The 17707-nt window shown below is 70.3% G+C and carries 18 protein-coding genes and 1 pseudogene; 16 read left to right on the forward strand and 3 right to left on the reverse strand.

Going from position 1 to position 17707, the window contains the following annotated elements; translation table 11 throughout:
• Positions 1 to 96 precede the first annotated feature (96 nt).
• From ACGRHY_RS27835 to ACGRHY_RS27845, 3 genes are read right to left on the reverse strand one after another with little or no spacing between them, the layout of a single operon-like run.
• Positions 97 to 894 carry an inositol monophosphatase family protein gene (locus ACGRHY_RS27835; RefSeq protein WP_394638419.1) on the reverse strand — a complete coding sequence of 266 codons (798 nt, stop codon included), beginning with the start codon at positions 892 to 894 and terminating at the stop codon, positions 97 to 99.
• Positions 891 to 1742, reverse strand: a complete 852-nt coding sequence (locus ACGRHY_RS27840) for a DUF5919 domain-containing protein (RefSeq protein ID WP_394638420.1) — start codon at positions 1740 to 1742, stop codon at positions 891 to 893. The genes ACGRHY_RS27835 and ACGRHY_RS27840 overlap by 4 nt, the downstream gene beginning before the upstream one ends.
• 29 nt (positions 1743 to 1771) lie before the next feature.
• On the reverse strand, positions 1772 to 2260 hold the full coding sequence (locus ACGRHY_RS27845; RefSeq protein WP_394638421.1) for a winged helix-turn-helix domain-containing protein: 489 nt from the start codon (positions 2258 to 2260) through the stop codon (positions 1772 to 1774).
• 726 nt (positions 2261 to 2986) lie between these two features.
• Here ACGRHY_RS27845 and ACGRHY_RS27850 point away from each other — a divergent pair.
• From ACGRHY_RS27850 to ACGRHY_RS27925, 16 genes and pseudogenes are all read left to right on the forward strand, one after another.
• On the forward strand, positions 2987 to 3109 hold the full coding sequence (locus tag ACGRHY_RS27850) for a hypothetical protein (protein ID WP_394638422.1): 123 nt from the start codon (positions 2987 to 2989) through the stop codon (positions 3107 to 3109).
• Positions 3106 to 3588, forward strand: coding sequence for an ATP-binding protein (locus tag ACGRHY_RS27855; protein WP_394638423.1), 483 nt, complete (start codon positions 3106 to 3108; stop codon positions 3586 to 3588). Before ACGRHY_RS27850 ends, ACGRHY_RS27855 begins: the two co-directional genes overlap by 4 nt.
• 130 nt (positions 3589 to 3718) lie before the next feature.
• Positions 3719 to 3978 (forward strand): annotated as a pseudogene (locus ACGRHY_RS27860) (WhiB family transcriptional regulator).
• A 46-nt stretch (positions 3979 to 4024) separates the two neighbouring features.
• A complete protein-coding gene (locus ACGRHY_RS27865; RefSeq protein ID WP_394638424.1) occupies positions 4025 to 4219 on the forward strand; it encodes a hypothetical protein in 195 nt (64 codons plus the stop codon).
• Positions 4220 to 4454: 235 nt separating this feature from the next.
• A complete protein-coding gene (locus ACGRHY_RS27870) occupies positions 4455 to 4649 on the forward strand; it encodes a hypothetical protein (protein ID WP_394638425.1) in 195 nt (64 codons plus the stop codon).
• Positions 4646 to 6382 (forward strand): DUF2637 domain-containing protein, encoded by a 1737-nt coding sequence (locus ACGRHY_RS27875; protein WP_394638426.1) that lies wholly within the window; start codon positions 4646 to 4648, stop codon positions 6380 to 6382. The genes ACGRHY_RS27870 and ACGRHY_RS27875 overlap by 4 nt, the downstream gene beginning before the upstream one ends.
• 967 nt (positions 6383 to 7349) lie before the next feature.
• The gene (locus ACGRHY_RS27880; protein ID WP_394638427.1) at positions 7350 to 8711 is read left to right on the forward strand and encodes a hypothetical protein; all 1362 of its coding nucleotides are present in this window, start codon (positions 7350 to 7352) and stop codon (positions 8709 to 8711) included.
• 102 nt (positions 8712 to 8813) lie between these two features.
• The gene (locus ACGRHY_RS27885) at positions 8814 to 11243 is read left to right on the forward strand and encodes a DNA translocase FtsK (protein WP_394638428.1); all 2430 of its coding nucleotides are present in this window, start codon (positions 8814 to 8816) and stop codon (positions 11241 to 11243) included.
• A 7-nt stretch (positions 11244 to 11250) separates the two neighbouring features.
• Entirely contained in the window at positions 11251 to 11553 is a 303-nt protein-coding gene (locus ACGRHY_RS27890) for a hypothetical protein (protein WP_394638429.1), read from the forward strand.
• Positions 11554 to 11651: 98 nt separating this feature from the next.
• Positions 11652 to 12260 carry a hypothetical protein gene (locus ACGRHY_RS27895; protein ID WP_394638430.1) on the forward strand — a complete coding sequence of 203 codons (609 nt, stop codon included), beginning with the start codon at positions 11652 to 11654 and terminating at the stop codon, positions 12258 to 12260.
• A gap of 239 nt (positions 12261 to 12499) precedes the next feature.
• On the forward strand, positions 12500 to 13171 hold the full coding sequence (locus ACGRHY_RS27900; protein ID WP_394638431.1) for a hypothetical protein: 672 nt from the start codon (positions 12500 to 12502) through the stop codon (positions 13169 to 13171).
• A 570-nt stretch (positions 13172 to 13741) separates the two neighbouring features.
• Positions 13742 to 14089: a hypothetical protein gene (locus ACGRHY_RS27905; protein WP_394638432.1), complete on the forward strand. Its 348-nt coding sequence runs from the start codon at positions 13742 to 13744 to the stop codon at positions 14087 to 14089.
• A 1103-nt stretch (positions 14090 to 15192) separates the two neighbouring features.
• On the forward strand, positions 15193 to 15852 hold the full coding sequence (locus ACGRHY_RS27910; RefSeq protein ID WP_394638433.1) for a hypothetical protein: 660 nt from the start codon (positions 15193 to 15195) through the stop codon (positions 15850 to 15852).
• The gene (locus tag ACGRHY_RS27915; protein WP_394638434.1) at positions 15849 to 16259 is read left to right on the forward strand and encodes a hypothetical protein; all 411 of its coding nucleotides are present in this window, start codon (positions 15849 to 15851) and stop codon (positions 16257 to 16259) included. Before ACGRHY_RS27910 ends, ACGRHY_RS27915 begins: the two co-directional genes overlap by 4 nt.
• Before the next feature lie 424 nt (positions 16260 to 16683).
• Positions 16684 to 17262 (forward strand): hypothetical protein, encoded by a 579-nt coding sequence (locus tag ACGRHY_RS27920; protein WP_394638435.1) that lies wholly within the window; start codon positions 16684 to 16686, stop codon positions 17260 to 17262.
• Between the two features lie 19 nt (positions 17263 to 17281).
• A complete protein-coding gene (locus ACGRHY_RS27925) occupies positions 17282 to 17707 on the forward strand; it encodes a DUF3592 domain-containing protein (RefSeq protein WP_394638436.1) in 426 nt (141 codons plus the stop codon).

Genomic DNA, 17707 nt, shown 5'->3' on the forward strand with positions numbered 1-17707 from the left:
CTATGGCTGGAATCCGTCGTGAAGGTCGCGCGCCTTGAGCGGCCGGATCTCAGGCGGCATGAGAGGCGCTGTGGCCCCGGGGTTCTGGTCACGCGGCTAGGCACTGGTGTTCGCGCTGTCCTGGAGAAGCCGCAGGACTTCGTCCCGCAGGCCGGGCGCGGCTGTGATGGTGGCCGTCGATGTCATCTCGTGCGGTCGGCCGGCAGTGTCCATGGTGTGGGCGCCGGCTTCGCGGGCGATGGCGATGCCAGCGGCCGTGTCCCAGGGGTGGTTGCTCAGGGCGATGCTCGCGTCGAGCCGGCCTGAGGCTACCCACGCCAGGTCGATGGCGGCGGAGCCGAGCATGCGTACGCGTAGGGCGCGTTCCGCGAGCAGTTGGGTGATCTTCAAGCGCTGCCGGTTGTGCTCCGCGGCCCTCTCGCCGACGGCGTAGTCGCCGACTGCCACGATGGCCTCGTGTAGCCGGGTTGTGCGGCTGGGGTGGATGCGCTGTCCAAAGCGGTAGGCGCCTTGGCCTTCGGCGGCTTGGTAGCGGTCTTGGAGGAAGGGCAGGTCGATCACGCCGAGGACGGCTGTGTCGTTGCGGAGAAGTCCGAGGGAGATGCCGCACAGCGGGATGCCGCTGACGAGGTTGGCGGTTCCGTCGATCGGGTCAAGGGACCAGGTGAGGTTGCCGAGGCGCTGGCCGCCCTGTTCTTCTCCCAGGAACCCGATCTCGGGAGTCTCGGTGTGCAGGAAGGTCCGCACTCGCTCCTCCACCGCCAGGTCGAGTTCCGAGACCATGTCCCGGTCGCCTTTGGCGGTCACCGTGCCGACCGCCTTCTGCGAGACGACCGCAGCGGCCTGGTCGACGGCCTGGCTGGCGATGTCCAGCAGTGCGCGCAGGTCGGTCACTGGTCAAGCCGCCTTTCCCAGAGCGTTGAGAAGATCTGGTCGAAGGTGGCGTACAGGCCGCCTGACACTCGGCGCTTGCGGATGAGGAAGGTAGGGGAGTCGACACCGCGGACGTCCGGCAGGTAGGGCTGCGCTACGCAGAGCTGGCCGTCGATGAGGAGCACGTTGAAGCGAATCGGCTCGTCGTACACGCCGATCTCGAGCCTGCCCTGCGCAGCGGGGGAGAGCCGGTCGTAGACCCGTTCCTGCAGGATGGTCAGGTTCATGGCCGTGAGCGCGGAGAGTCGGCCCGCGGGGTAGCCCTCCTCTTTCTCGCGTTCTGCGATGTAGCGGCCGTCCGGCTTGAGGAAGAGACAGCGCAGGCTCGTCCCGCTCTCGATGATCTCTCTGAGCCGGGCTTCGGAGTAGGTCTGGCACAGAAGGTTCAGGCTGAGGCCGCAGGCCCGGATCTCGCGTGCGTCGTCCAGCAGCTCGGATGGTGACAGCTTCGCCTGGAACTCGGAGCGGCTGGCGAAGACGCCTGCGAGGTCAGCGAACTGGTCGCCCACGATCTGGGTGAGCGCATCGTGCGGTTCGCCATCGGTCAGGCTCCTCGGCGTCTGCCGGACGATCAGTTCCGCTGCTACGAGTACGTCGCCGGGCGGTACGGAGTCGGTCTCCCAGGCCCTGACCGTGTCGGGTCTGACCGGCCAGCCCAGCATGGTCGACAGCAGGTGCGCGAAGTCCTCGTAGGACAGGCCCTTGGCCGCCCGGGCCTGGGCCAGTTGTCCACGCGCGATGCTCTGCAGGTCGGGCCGGTAGGTCTGGCGGCCGTGGAGCGGGACGACGGCTGCGTTTTCGGATGACAAGGACGAGTCCCCCTGGCTCGGAAGGCCGGCTACGCGCCGGCGGCCTGGTCGCCGTGCGTGTCGGTGGCAGCGGGCTGGATGTGGTGCGGGTACGGCTGGCCCGTGCGCCCGTACAGATCGATGAGATGGGCCTGCAAGGACGCCACGTGCTTCTTCATCTCATTAAGTTCGGCCCGCAGCGCGGCGACTCCGTCGGCGTTGGTGGTTTCCAGCTCGCCGACTCGCCGCTCCAGGTTGGCGAAGCCCTCGGCGAGACGCTCCAGGGTCGCCTGCTCACCGCGGGCTGTGTCGGGCTTGGCGTGGACGAAGACACCCTTGCCGGACTGGCCGTACAGCAGGCCCTCACTGCGGAGCTCGTTGACCGCACGGCGCACCACCGTGACCGAGACGCCGTACTCCTCCTGCAACTTGCTCGTCGACGGAATGGGCTCCCCGACCTTCAGCTCGCCGTCCGCGATCTTCCTGTGCAGGTCGTCCCGGACTCTGCGGTACTCGGGCTGGCCGAGAGTCTCGCCCACTGTGCGCCTTTCTAGTGCGTGGTCCTTGTGCACATGGATGTGCAAGCTGCATCTAGTGCAGCACACGCGACACGGCCCTACCAGCCGAACGGACTGTTCCGCCATCAGATTCCTCCTTGACAACCTTGTGCACATGGTTGAACCTTGTGCACAAGGTAGCTCATGGTTCGGCTCGCCACCGAACCAGCGCCACCGAGGAGACGGCCGCCAAGCCAACTCCGCATCGGGAGCGGGCAAGGCCCCGCCCTACGCCCCGGCCAACCGCCGGGGCGGCTATCCGCCCGGAGGGCCCCAGCCACGGCCGGGGCCTGAAGGAAGCGGCCGCACCTTGAAAACTCCACAGCGTGATCCACCGCATCACGACGGCCGCGAACACCGGCCCAGGCGAGTGGAGACCAGCCGGCCGAGAAAGGCACCCGCCTACGACGTATCGCGCAACCGGCTTGAAAGAACGGTGCGGCATACCTTCTGCTGCCACGACCGCCTGGGACTGGCCTCCCTGGGCGCGAGCGGCCCGCGCCGACTGAGGTCAACGCGCGCTGGAAACGCGCACCGGTTCACCAGTAACCGCGGTCGCCGACGCCTGCCCTGGCGGAGGGCGCCGACGGCCGCGGCCACTCGTGACACCCCAGACCGCCAGACCCTGCACAGCCCCAACGGCGACAGCCCCGGGAGGCACCCCGGGGCCGCTGTCGGTCGACCCCATCGCGAGAGAGGACCCCGCCCGTGACCTCCAGCATGGCATCCGCCCAGCTGAACACCGCACAGGACGACGACACACCGCACGACCCGACCATTGAGGAAGCGCTGCGCCGCGTGCTCGCCGGCAAGAGCGGAGGTGCGCGGTGACCAACCCGACGGCGTACGGAACCGGACCCATGGTCACCGAGCAGCCGAAACCGCAGCATGACGGCCTCGACCTGGAGATGCAGATACGCGCGGGCACGCTCTTGGCGCATATGGCCGTCGGGCCCGAGGTCCTCAGCGGTCTCCGCGCTGCCACCGTCCAGGTCCTGCAGGACGCCGGTATCGACGCAGAGACCGCGCACACCGCGCAGTTGGTTCTCTCCGAACTCGTCGGCAACGCCGTGCGGGCCTGCGGCGACGGCGCTCCGCTCATCGTCGAGGTCCGCGCCGACACCGGCCGTGTCAGCGTCAGCGTGACCGACCCCGACCCCGACCACCTGCCCCGGCCCGGCGCGGCCCGGCTGGACAGCGCGGACGCGGAGTCCGGTCGGGGCCTGTCCATCGTTGGCCTGCTGTGCGAATACATCGACACCGACATCATCGCCGTCGGCAAGCGGGTCCGCTGCCTGATCGCCTCCTAGCCGTTCCCCAAGGCCGGGGCGGGAGAGGCAGGTCAACCGCAGCCAGCGGCCGCGATCACCGGCTTCCGCCCCACCTGGGACACCAGCACCACCCACCGCCGATCCCTCGCTGTGAATGAAAGGCACTCTCATGGACTTCCGCCACCGAGCCTCGTGCCGGAAAGAGGACCCCGAGCTCTTCTTCCCCATCGGCAACACCGGCCCCGCGCTGCTGCAGATCGGGGGGGGGCCAAGGCCGTCTGCCGCCGCTGCCCCGTGATGGAGACCTGCCTGCAGTGGGCCTTCGACCACGGCCAGGACCACGGCGTATGGGGTGGCCTGTCCGAGGACGAGCGCCGCGTCATGCGCCACCGCGCCGCCCGCCGGCGGGCCCGGAACGCCTCGGCCTGACCGGCCCCGCCCACATCGGAACCCCGAACAGAAGGAACATCTCCGCATGAGCATCATCGGCCGGTTCACCTCGCCGCTTCGGCGCATCGACACCGACCCCGACGACCTGGTCCTCGAGGCTTACCAGCTGCTGCAGGAGATCCCCCAGCACCGGGGAGTCTGGCAGGCGATGAACGCGCTCAGCAGCGAAGCCACCGCCAAGACCCTGCTCGCCATCTACCTGCGCGAGCACCGCGGCTGACAACTGCCCACCTTCTCCAAGGGGCGTGCGCACCAGGCACCGCGCTGCACCACCACAAGAGAAAGAGGCCCCGGGCAAGGGGGCCTCTTCTTGTTCCTGTTCGCGACCGCTGTGAAGGAGCGAATCGCATGCTCAACGCTACCAGCGGAGGTGCCCAGTGAGCGCCGCCGCAGCCACTCCCGACCTGAGCGAGCAAGCACCCGAGGTATCCCCCTCACACGGTCCGCTCGCACCGTTGCTGGCGACGCTCATCGCGCTGGTTGCCGCGGTGCTCGCCCTCGTCGACCTCTTCGCCAACGGGATCGGCGAGACCCTCGTCCACCTGACCGTCGCTCTGGTTGTCTTCGGCGCCGTCCGCCTCTGCGTCGGCCTCGCTCTCGATCCCTACCGCCCACCTCTGCCCGACGACGTCCCGGAGAGCAGTTCATGAGTACCCCCGTCGACATCCGCCCGCCGGAGACCGGCGAGCACCCGCAGCACCGAGCCGCCGCCCGGGCCACCACCGATGTCGCCGAGTACCAGGAGCCGGCCGAGGAGATCGCTGCCGACGACTGGCAGTCGGCGCCGGCTGCTCGCGCGTACGCCCGCTGGGAGATCGCCCTGGCGGTCTTCGGCGTCCTTGTGGGCACCGGCGTTGCCACCATCGGCCTCTACAGCAGCTTCGGCGCTCTCTACACCAAGGCCGCCCTGCCGGCCGAGGAGGGCGGCTGGGAGTGGTCCGACCCGTGGATCCTGCCCGTCGGCATCGACGCGAGCATCCTCGCCTTCGGCATCGTCAACCTGCTGCTGATCCGCGCCAGGAAGAAGCTGTGGTGGGTCAAGTGGGTCCCGCGCGGCGGGACCGTCGTCACGATCTACCTGAACTGGGAGGCGGCCAACACTCTCCCCGCTCAGATCGGGCACGCGGCACTCGCCGCTCTGTGGGTGGTCTTCAGCGAGATCGCGGCACACCTGTACGCCGCGCACATCGGCGCGGCCGACGGCGTGCGCCGCATGGACAAGATCCGGCTGGAGCGCTGGGTCCTCGCGCCGTTCACGACGTATCGGATCTGGCGCCTGATGCGGCTGGATGAGATCACCTCCTACGCGCAGGCGCTCGCCCTCCACAAGAGCTGGCTGGTGTACCGGCAGCGCCTGGCCGCGAAGTACGGGACCCGCTGGTGGCGCCATAAGGCCTCTCAGGAGGAACTCGCTCCGTTTCAACTGGCCCGGGTCGGACTTTCAGTCGAGGAGGCGCTCGCGCAGCCGCTGCTCGAAGAAGTACGTGAGCAGCAGCGCCAGGCCGACGCGGCGTTTCAGCGGGCCGAAGCGGCGATTCAGCAGGTCGACGCCGACGTTCAGATCCGCAACGCGCAGATCCAAGCGGAGGTCCGCCGTATCCAGGCGGAGGGCGAACTGGAGATCGCCAAGACGGCCGCCGAACAGGCTGCCCGAGCCGAGATTCAGAAGGCCGAGGCGGCCTTTCAACTGGCCGAGGCCGAGCGTCAGGCCGACCTCGAACTCGTTCAAGAGCGTGCCCAGGCCCGAGCCCAGGAACTGGCCGCCGAGGCCGACAAGCGCCAGGCGCTGGCCACCATCGAGGCGGAGAAGGCGCAGGCTAAGTGGCAGGTGGAGCAGCAGCGACTGATCAACGAGGCCCGCGAGGAAGAGCGTCGGATGGCGCTTGAAAACCGACTCCGGGCCGCCCAGGAGGAGGCCGATCTGAAGGCGGCCACCGCCCGCCAGGAGCGCCAGGTCGACGAGGACGAGAAGGCCCGTGCGCAGGCGGCCGAGGAGGCCGCTGAACACCGTGCCCGAGCCGCTGAACAGGAAGCGAAGGCGCTGAAGGCCGACGAGGAGGCGCAGCGCGCCCGCGAGGAGATCGCTGCCTCGCAGCTGCGGGAAGCCCAAGCGGCCAAGGAGGCTGCTGAACACCGCGCCCGCGCCGCTGAATACGAGGCCCGTGCCTCTGAAGCCGCGTCCTGGGCCAAGATGTCGCCGGCCGAGTGGCAGGCCCACCGCGTCGCGGCGATGATCCAGGCCCGCGGCGCCGACGGAGTCAAGGTCGAGATGGTCGCTGAGGAGTTCGGCGTGTCCACCGGCACCGCGCACAACCGCATCCAGCGTGCCCAGGAGCTCTTGGCCGACCCCCAGGCCCGGGAACTCCTGCCTGCCCTGGCATAAGCGGAACCGCACCACCTGACCTGGTCAGCACCCCGGCGCGACCGCTCGCCTCCCTGCCGCCCGCGGGGAGGCGAGCGCCTCTGCCAGGCCGCCGACGAGCGGTGGGGAAGCCGGGCAGTACGGTGCGGCGCAGCGCTTCATCACCCAGCCGGAACGCCTGCAAGCCCTCCCCAAGCCCCACTACGGAAAGTAGCGGTGAGGCGAGGCGACGCGACGCGACGCACGTGGATAGACCCCCTCCGCCCCCACTTTCTGGCCCCTCATCAGGGATTCCGGGGGTGCTTCCTGTTACCTCGCCTCGCCTCGCCGCTACTTTCCGCTACTTAAAGTGAGGAGATTCGTCGTGGCAGACACCGCGACCACCGAGCCCGAGAGCGCCTCGGCGCCTCCTTCCCCCAACGCCTCCACAACGGAGGAGCACCTCCTTCAGCCCGCCTCGCAAGAGCCTGAGCAGCCGATCGCCGAGCCCCGGGCAGAACGGCGCGGCAGGCCTCGAGCGGTGCCACTGATCATCCACGGAGCGAACGCAACCGGAATCGCCATAGGGGCCGCCTACACGGCTGCGGGCGTGCCGGGACTCGTCGCCGCCACTCTGGCCGGGGGAGCGATCGGCGCCGCGACTTTGACCGGCCGCAAGCGGCACGGTGCGGGGACGGCCGGGCGCAGGGCCGCTGCCCATACGGCCGCCAACCGATCCCCGGGCTCGGGCCTGCGGCACTCTGGCGGCACTAGACGGACCGGCAGCGGGAGCAGAGGCGGTGCGCTGACCGGCCGGGGAAGCCGCTCGGGCACCGGCGGGTCGAGCCGCCCGCGCGGGACCACCGGGGAGACCAGCGGCAGTGGGCGTCGGCGGGGAGCGGGCCGCCACACCGCTCCCCGCCCGTCGCCTGGCGGTGCGGGCCAGGCTGGCAAGGGCTCTCGCGGGCCGGCCCCCGGTACGAAGGGCTCCGACAAGGGGCCCCGTGGCGTGGGTTCGAACTCCGCCAAGCGGCCTGGTGCCGCCTCCTCCAAGAGGGGCAGGGCGTGGCAGACTCTGCGAAGGTGGGCGAACAAGGCCTGGCGTGGACACGGCGCGAGCAGCTCCGACGGCACCTCCGGCACCGGCACAGCGGCCGGGGCGGGAACCGGTAGCTCCGGCTCGAACACCGCGCACGGCGGCCGCGGCCGGCGGCTGTGGCAGCGTGTCCACGACGCCGGCGGGCGGCTGCGCCGACGCATCGGTCGGTTCGCCGCCGCAGACGGCGCCCAGGGCAACCGCGCGGGTGGCCGTCTTCACCGGCTGCGTCGTCTGGCGGCCCGCAAGCTGGGGCACTGGGCACGCTGCGCCGGTGCGGGCTTTCTGGCTGTGCTCGGCGGTCTGCTGACACTCCCGCTTGGCATCACCTGGGGCTCGCTGCGCCTGCTCACCAAACACCGCAACTCGCTCGGCGGCTTCGCCTTCCCGGTGCGCATCGCCGGACGCATCTGGCGGTTCTTCGTCCGCCGCTCCAAGGCCCGGCACGACAACGAGGCCCAGGCGGACGCCCTGACTCTGACCGTCAACGACCCCCGAAAGGACTCCGATCCCGTGAGTGGATCCGCTCTCGTCGCCGGCACCGCGGTGCTGGACGGCAAGAACAGCAAGTTCGCCCTCGCCATGAACGCGGCCCGCGACGGCTACACCGGCTTCCAGCCGCATCACATGACGCAGGTCGCCGCCGAGTACGCGGGCCTGCCCAACGGCATCCGGGCCGTAGCCGAGGCGGTCCGCTACATGGCCGTCTCCGCGGACGAGAAGATGCCCTGCTCGAAGCGGGCCATCGCCAAGCTCACCGAGACCTACTCGGTTCTGCTGACCACCGCCCGCCGCAGCGAGGACATGGTCACGCTCTTCCGGACCGCGCACGGATTCGATATCCAGCGCCTCCGCGACCCGCGCACCAACGAGTGGATGTGGAACGTGACCCCCACGGGTGTCGACGCCCCCGAAGGAGCCATGTACCTGCCCGGCCGCCTGGAGGCCGGATGCGTCCTCATGGGCGTGCTCTACCGCTCCTACCAGCCGGTGCACATGATGCAGGCCGGGTCTGAGTTCCAGGGCATCGGCTACGGCCTGACCGCCCTGGCCGAGGCCGTCGGCGTCCTGCACCAGCGCACCCGTGACCTCTACCCGGTCGACGACCGCGTCACGAACGAGATCGGCGTCATCACCGGCAACCTCCGGGCCGCCGCGGACTTCGCCGCCATGGCCGCGACCCTGTTCGTGGAGGACCACCACCAGGAGATCAGCCACAACACCCACCCCCGCAAGGGTCCCGCCGCCGAGTCGATGTGGAACACCTCCCGCTGACCCGCCGCCTGGCCCCGCGCCCGCAGGCGCCTCTCACCCACAGGTGCGGGGCGCCTGCGGCTTCCCCGTACCCGCCCCGTGTGGATCTGGATGGAGAACTTGATGTCGATGCGTCACTGGGACTGGTCGAAGCCCAGCGGCGGCCACCCTGCCCTCCTCGGCTACGCCACCGAAACGGCAGCGTCGATGGTGATGCTCGCCCCCCTCACCGGCCTGCCGTGGCAGGCCGCCGCTATCACGCTGTCCAGCGCCGCACTGGCCGGCTCCGCGTACGACGCTCGACACGGCACCACGGCGGGCACCATCGCCACCCGTGCCCTGACCTGGATCACCTCGGCCGCCTGGAGCTCGTGGGCGCTGGCCACCGCGCCGCTGTCCATCACCGGCTGGGCCACCGGACTCGGGCTCGGCGCAGTCGGCCTCGCCCTCAACGCGAGCGCCACTACGAGCGAGAACAGCCGCAAGGAGCGCAAGGCGCTACTGAGGCTGCGCCGCGAGTCCGTCGGCATCCTGCGCGACTGGGAGGACCGTCTCGCCCGCGTTGCCCGGATCGAGGGGAGTCAGGGCGTCGACGTGGTGCACTGGCCAGGAAAGGTCGGCTACACCGTCGAGATCAACCTCCCCGCCGGCGGGACGACCGCCGACGACCTGGGCGGATACGGCCCCAAGTTCGCCGCGGACATGCGGCTCCCGGACGGCTGCGGAGTGGAGATCTTCCCCGGCGCCAACCGCGGCACGGTTCTCATCGAGGTCACCCTCAAGGACGTGATGTCCCAGGACATCCGCTACCCGGAGGACTTCAGCGAGCTCACCATCACCGAGCGCTTCCCCATAGGCGTTCACCGCAACGGCGACTTCGCGCTGGGCGCCCTGTGCAACGACTGCGGCATCCTCATCGGCGAGACCGACGCCGGCAAGACCAACCAGCTCCGTGTCGTCACCGCCCAGCTCGCCCGCATGCCCGACGTGCTGATCTGGGCGATCGACACCACCGGCGGCGGCGTCGCCCTGCCCTGGATCACCCCGTGGGCCACGGAAGGCACCGCAGAGGCGCCCATCGTCGACTGGATCGCCCACAACGAGGACGAGGCCCGCCTGATGTGCACGATGGCCATCGAGGGCACCGCCGCACGCAAGGCCGGCTACCAGCAGCTGATGCGAGAGAAGAAGTCCGACAACAAGCTCCCCGTCAGCCACGAGATCCCCGCCATCGTCCTCCTCGTCGACGAAACCGCCTCCCTGCCCCACGACATCAAGGAGATGCTCGACCGGATCATCAACGAAGGCCGCGCCATGCGCATCCGCGTCCTCATCTGCGGCCTGCGCGCCACCCAGGACGTCATCACCGCCGCCATGAAACTCCAGGCCAAATGGCGCGTCGGCATGACCGTCTCCGACCCTGAGGAACTCGCCTACCTCTTCCCCGGCTACGTCAAGATCGATCCGAAGGACGCCCCGGTCGCCGGATCGGGCTGGAACCTGCACACCCGGCTCGGACCGAAGAAGCCCACCCCCTTCAAGGGCTGGCACATCTACGACGAGCTCACTGACAGGGTCTGCGCCGCCACGGCCGCCCGACGCCCCAAGCTCGATGCCATCACCCTCGACGTCCCCAGCGCAGCGGCCTACCCGGGCCGCTGGGCGCGCACCCTGCCCGTGCTGTACAAGGGGCAACAGCTCACCGAGGCTGCGCAGCGCGCCGTCGAAGAGGCCGGCGAGATCGTCGAGACCGCGTCTTTGCTGGCCGAGCACCATCCCGCACCGGGCCCGGCCAGCAGCACCCCGGCAGCCGCCGCGCCGCAGGGGTACGAAGGGTTCGGTGGCGCCGCTGAACTCTTCGCCGCAGTCGAGGCGTCCATCAACGGCACCACCCCCACGCCGCAGTCCACCGGTACATCGTCCACGGGTCCCGGGCCGGTCCCGGCGGCCGCCGTGCCGCGGCCGACCCGGCCGCTGGATGTCCGGCAGCTGGGGTGGGAACTCCTCGTCGCCGCCGGAAGCGATGGCTACGCGCCCAAGGAACTGCACACCGCCCTCACCCAGGCCGTGCACAAGACGGCCGGCGAGAACGCCAGCGTGCCGGCCCCGCGGACGGTCGGCGGCTGGCTGTCCAACTGGGCGAAGGAGGGCAAGGCACTCGCCGACACCTCCGGGCAGTACACCCGCTACTTCGCCCGCACCGAGCCCTCCGCAGCCACCGCACCGTCGAACTCGGAGGAACTGCCCGACGGAGTCGACGAGACCCTGGTCCTCACCGCCGCCGAGCTGCTGGTCTCCACGCAGTTCGGTTCGGCGGCCATGCTGCAGCGCAAGCTGCGCATCGGCTTCGCCGCCGCCGAGAACCTCATGGAGCACCTGTACCGTCGCGGCATCGTCGGTCCGGCGGACGGCTCCAAGGCACGGCAGGTCCTGGTGAAGCAGCAGGACCTGCCGGAGACCATCAGTAAGCTCTCTGCCGACCTCGGCGTCGCCGAGACGGACCTGGCCTCCCTCGGGCTGGCTTCCGTCAGCGCCGCCGCTGCAGGGGAGTGATACGACAGTGGAAACCGCAGACGAGGAGATCGCGCGCCTCGAAGCCGAACGGCACCGCTACAGCATGACCTTCGCCAACACCTCCGAGGCGGACACCGTCACCCGCGCCCACCTTCAGCAGGAGATGGACCGGCGGACGGCCCGGATCAGGGAACTGCAAGAACGGCGGCCGCTCGGCTTCTTCGCCCGGTCGGCTCTGCGCGCCGTCGCGGCCGGCGCCGCGTGGGCCGCGTTCGAGGTTGGGCCGGGGTGGGCCAAGGCCCTTCTCGGAGCCTTCGCGCTGCTCCTCGCCTTCCTCTCCCTGGGGTAAGCCCCACCTGTCCAGCGGCCGATGCGGCCGCCTCCACAGACCCGCTCGGCCGAAGCCGGGCGGGTTTTCCGTCTGCCCATACCCTCAAGGAGCCCGCCGTGGAGACCCGCGACCTCACCGTCCCCGACCCGCAGACCACCTTCGGCGCCCGGTTGGCCGAGTCCAGTTCTGCCAGCGGCCTTCCGTACACGGAACTCCAGCGCATCGCGCAACTCTTCGCGGAAGAGCACCTGCGCACCGGCCAGACGCTGCCTGCCCCGCATCCACTGGTAGCACCGGAGACGGCTCGGGCACTGCCGGATGAGCAGTATCTGGACCGTGTCCGCGACCTGATCGCGCAGGAGGCACGCCTCTTGCGCATGCGTGCCGCGCCCGCGCAGGAGGCGCAGTGCCCCGCACTCACCCACTCCGCCCCGCCGCGGCCGGAAAGGGCGACCGCCCCGGCGTTTGTCTGGAAGTACAGCGCCATCACCTTGTCGACCGGCGGCGGCATCGCCCTGGCTGGCTACGGCGTCGGCGCCGCTGCCCCGGGCCTGTCCGTCCTCGACGATGTCCTCGCTGCCGCTGGCCAGGTCGTGATGGGCGTCACGGCGCTCGTGGTCGTCCTGTGCCTGGCACTGTGCGCCAAGCCGTCGCAGAAGGCCGCGAGCGGCACAGTCGTCAGTATCGGCAAGGCCGTCTTCAAACGGAACCGGTTCAACGGCTGAGGCCGGATGCCTCGCCCCGGCTTCCGACGTGGCGCGCCGGGCGCGGGCCAGGCCGCCTGGCCCCACCACACCCGAGGAGATGCACCGGCGGCCCACCCCCTGAGAGTTGAGCCCGCAGCACCTGGCCAGCGGCCGATGAAGCGCCCGAAACGGCCGCCAGCGTGCAGGTTCGGCCGCCTCGGAGCGCTACCCCTTCCCCCTCCCAGAGCGCAACTGACAGAAGAAGGAGCCCCACCATCATGAACGCATCCGTACGCCGCGCCGCCCTCACCGTCGCCGACTCGGCGATCGAAGGCGCTGACATGGCCACCGTCCTGGCCGGCGGTGCCATCGGCGCCTGGACGGGTTACACCTACTACCCCGAGACCTGGTCCAGCGACTGGCGCCTCGTGGCCACCGGGGCCATCGCGGTCATCGGCGCCATCACCGTCAACGGCCTGACCGACCTGATCTTCGCACCGCTGCGCCGCCTGCTCGCCAAGGCCAACTCCACTGCCCGGAGCGCGTCCGCCCACTCTGCCTCGCAGGTCCCGGCCACCTTGGACGAGGGGCTGGCTCAAGTGATCCGCGCCACCGAGGACGACGCCGCACGCCGCGCCGCCAGCGCCGCGTTCCGCATCGGCCAGGGTGGCTTCCTGCAGGACGAGGGCCGCTGGCGCGGCTACGAGAACGGTGAGGCTTCCTTCTACCTCGCCCCCGGCGTCTGGCTTCACTACCGGGCCGAGCAGGGCCAGTACAGCCGCGAGCACAGCTTCACGCTGCTCACTGGTGACGGTGACCAGCCGGTGGCCATCACCGGCATCGACCAGATCCGCCACCACATCGCCGCCCGCGCCGTCGGCCTCCCGGCCGCCGCCGCGACTGTGACCGCCGAGGGAGCCGACGACCTCACCGGCCTGCACACGGTCTGACGGACAGCCCGTGTCGCCCCGGCCCGCCCCAGCCGGGGCGGCACGGTGGTCAATCAGATCCTCTTGCCAGGCCGGGAGGGCACCCCGCCCGTGGAAGTCCAAAGCCTCCAGAGGCCGGTCCGAGCCAGCGAAATCTATCCACAGCGCGGACGACTTAGCGTCGACTCGGAGCCCATACGCACGGGTGCACCGATCGGCGGTCATCTTCCGTACACCCGCCCATCGTGCGTGCCCGCGCCGCCAGTGACCGTTCAAGCCGGCCCTGAACCGGCCGGTAACACGACCTGCTGCGCCCGCCGAAGTGGCGGAAGCAGCGACGAGGAACTCTATGTGCTTCATCTGCCGCGTTCTCATCGCTCGCGCGCTTGTGCGCATCACCATGCGGCTTGTGCTCTACGGCCTAGGAGCCGCACTCCTGGCCGCGCTGATCGCACCCGCGCGCGCGGTCCTCCTCGCAGCTCGAGACGGCCTCGCCGCTCTTGGGCCGGGAGGCCTGGCCGTAGCCGCCACCGCAGCCGTGATGCTCTGGTTCGGCGTGGTGCTTGCCCGCCGGCGCGAGAGGTAGGCCTCGTGGCCGACCGCTCCGACAAGCCCACCGGCGGTACGCCACTGCGGTGCCAGTGGGTGCACGAACCCGACGGAACCCGCTGGCTCGTCCCAGGCTGTATGGCGCGCATGCACGACCCCGACGCCGACTCCTGCGACTGCCCCACCCTGGCCGATGAACTGGCCACCGCTCGCTCCGAACGTGACACAGCCCGGCGGCACTACCAAGGTCTGCGGGAATGGACGGACAGCATCATCACCACTGTCCACGCCCACCCCGACGGCAGGCAGATCATGAGAGAAGCGGCCGGACGAGTCACTGGACGGAACGCGGCGACCGGCTCGCGCAACGGCCGCATCACCAAGGCCTGAACCCCGGATGGACGGCCTACCAGGGCCATCCTCACCAGGGCTTCAGACTCATTGCCCCCGCCACCCGCCCCTTCCTCGGGAGAGCCCTCCTTGCTTGGTCACATCGACCCTCTGTCCCTGTTTCTGGCTGCCAGCATCCTCGCCACAGCCTGCCTCGCCATCGGAATCGCGGTGAAGCGATGACCTCCAGCGCCCTGTCCACCCCCGGCTGGAATCCTCGTCTGCGCTGTGGGCCCGGCCGGAGCCGGTAAGTCCGCGCTCTCCCGGCGCCTCCCGCTCAGCGCTGCGGTCTGCCTCGACGAACTGCGCCAACACCTGGCCGGCACCGCCGGCGACCAGGCGTGACTCTGCAGGCCATCCAGCTTCAGGACCTGATCGTCACCACCCACCTGCAGTGCGGCCTGACGACCTACCTCGCCTAGGAGAACTGCCATGGACAGCCAGAACAAGCGGTCCCGTCGGAGCCGACAGGCCGTGAATCGCCTTCTCGGACCGATCCTGCCCACACCCCTTCACAACGCGCTCCTCAGAAGGCGGACGGGGTCCGGCAAGACCTCCGAACTCCCCCTCACTCACACCCAGCTCGACGCCTCCGGCATCCCGTACGAAGAGCGCGGCATCGGCACCGGAACGGTGGCCTTCCACCTCCGGCCTGCGGACAGCACGCCCAGCGCATCTCCCCCGCCCGCGGCCCCGTCACGCTCGTCCGGGCCGCGCCCTCTGGAGCCGTACGAGCTGGCCGCTTGGCGCTGCCCGCACGACGACTGCGGCCGGACGGCTTCGGCCGGCACCCATCACTGGGACGACCGCGGTCCACATCAGCTGCTGAGCAATCACGTGCCCCAGTGCCCGGCCGGACATCACTGGCGCAACAGCACCGACGGTGGTTGACGTACCACTTCTCCGCGCACATCCGCCTCGCTGCCCGATGAACCCGCTGGCAGCCCGCCCACAGAACAGCACCTCTCACATGCCGCACAGCAAGGCGGCTGCCTTCGCTGCTCTCGTCGACACCACCCAGGCCACCACGAGGTGAGCAACCAGATGGCCGCCGGACCGCAGTCGCCACCTCGCGTCCCGCCTCACCGAGGAGAAAGAACCAGATGCTGCACAATCCGTCCATCCGCTGCGCGCAGTGCCATGGGGCCGACCTGGTCGGCGTCCTCACCCACCGCTCCGACGGCAGCACCGACGTCTCGACGCTGACCTGCACTTTCTGCGGCCTCTGCTGGGAGGCTTCCGACACGCCAGCGTGCGACGGACCGAGCTATGAACAGGCCTACCCCTCCTCTAGCGTGCCGGACCTGACGGACGAGGAACTGGCGCTGCTGCTCCTGGCCGAGGACATCAAGGAACGCTCCACCGCCGCGCTTGCTGGCCGCGGCCCCGCCGTCGACAGCAGCGAGCACCGAGACTTCCTCCTGCGCAAAGCCGCCTACCTGGACCGTGCCGCGCACAAGGTCGAACTCGGCTGGTTCTGCCGCAGGTACACCACCGAGAGCGCCGACGACGCCGGCGCGAAGGCTGCGCACGCCGCCGACGAGCTCCTCCGATTCGACAGCCGCCACCAGGGCGCCTACACCCTCGGGCCGATCAGCGCCGACTCTCGGTCCTGGGGTGGCGTCGGAGAGGCGCGGGCCTACGTCCGGCAGGAGTATCTCGCCTGGCGACTGGCCGAGGAGGCCGAGACCGACCAAGTGGAGTTCCGGCCGCACCGCGGCGGCACCGGCGAGCTGTTCGATGCGGGGGGCCGACCGCTGTGAGACGACACCACACCGAGGCACGCGACGAGACCGCCGCATGGCGGGCCGTGGCCCGCGAAAGTCTGCAGGCCTTCGACCTGATCTTCATGCCGCGCGCGTACGGCCTCCAGCCCCAGGACGGCGCACGCCGCGCGGCCGACCACCTTAGGGCCGGGCAGGCGCTGATGCAGCCCATCATCGACCGGTACGTCACGGCCGCCCGCACCCCGATGGGAAGGGCATGGCGGCGACGCGCCGCGATGCGCGGTGCGTACGTGCGCGCCTTCGAAGAAGCTCTGGCCCATGCTCTGGCCCGTAGCGCCGACGCGCCCGAACCAGCCTGGCCCCGGCTCTACAACCGCGGAAGCCTCCCGCTGATCCACCGGCACACCGGCGACCGCTGCACCCTGGGGGAAGAATCACGATGACCACTCTTCCACTTGGTACGGTCTTCGAGTCCGCGTTCGAGAGCGATTCCATCTGGGGAGGCAGCGATCTGCATCCCGATCTCGGCGCGGCACAGCAGGAAGTGCGGGATGCACATCGGGACGGATCCCCTCCCGCAGGGGACTCCGACGGTCTGATGTGACAGCCGGTGGCACCAGCTAGCTGGGAATTGACGGAGAGTTGCCCGAGGGGCGGCAGGACGATATGGCCGAAGCGTGGGGCCTGCCACCGGCGCGCCCGGCTCACGGCCGTAGAACGCAGCGGCCCAGTGTGCCGCACCTGACCCAGCAGGCACGCGCCTTACTTTCCCTCCGGCGCCCGGCCCCCGCCGACGGTGATCGGCGAACCCAACTCCCCGCGATGGCCGGACCGACACGTAGGCAACTGAGACCACAAGAGGCAGCTATGAGACAGACAACCCGCTGCGGGCTGCGTGCCCTGACGGCAACCGGAGTCGTCGGTGCGCTGCTGACCGGCTGCGGTGGCGGTGGTGAGGCGGCCCAGGTCCCCGAGGGCTGGGGCACGCTGAAGACCGAGCGGCTGACCGTCGCCTATCCGCAAGGGTTCGAGGAGACGGCCTCGCGGGACGGCGGTCCGTACGAGGTGGCCCGGGCCACTCTGACCGAGAAGGGGCGCATGACGGCCTCGATGACGGTCGAGTTCGACTTCGGGAAGGGGTTGAACGACGCGGACATGGCCGCGGGCGGAGCCAAGGCCCGCATCCAGCTGGGAGCGACCCCGGTGAAGACCACCGAGATCGAGGTGGCCGGCCCCGGGGGGCGGGAGGAGGCCCGCCGCATCGACTACTCCTTCACCTTCCGGGGCAAGGAGGGCGGGCCGCCCGAGGGCACCGAGATGGACGGGGTGATGCTGGCCGGAGTGGACACCGAGCAGCGGCCCTACCTGATCACGGTGAACTCCGTCAAGGGCGCCCTGTCCGAGCGGGATGTCGCGGACATCGCCGGCAGTGTCGAGTTGAAGTAGGCGTCCGGGAGGGGGCGGGATGGAGGCGGTCTTCCTGATCGCCGGTACGGCGGCGGCCGTGTGCCTGCTGTGCCTGCGCAGGATCGTGGTGGTGCTGTGGCTGGTGGCGCGCGGGGAGCGGGCCCGGGGGTGGTGCGCGCGGCGCCGGATGGCCGCGTGGGGAGCGGGCACGGACGGTGTCCGCGGCCACCGTCCGGAGTTCGTCTTCGCCTTCCGGACCCCGGACGGGGACACGGTGGAGTTCAGGGACCGGCCGGGCGCCCTCGGGTACGAGGAGGGCGCGCCGGTCGGGGTCCGCTACGATCCGGCCCGCCCCCGCCGGGCGACCGTCGCAGGCGGCGGCACCTGGGGGCCGTTGTACGTACCGGCCCTGGTCGCCGCGCCCACCGGGTTTCTCGCCGTGGTGCTCCTGCGCGCCCTGGCACTCCACAACGGCCTCGGATGA

Source organism: Streptomyces shinuiensis, assembly GCF_043660855.1.
GTDB lineage: Bacteria > Actinomycetota > Actinomycetes > Streptomycetales > Streptomycetaceae > Streptomyces.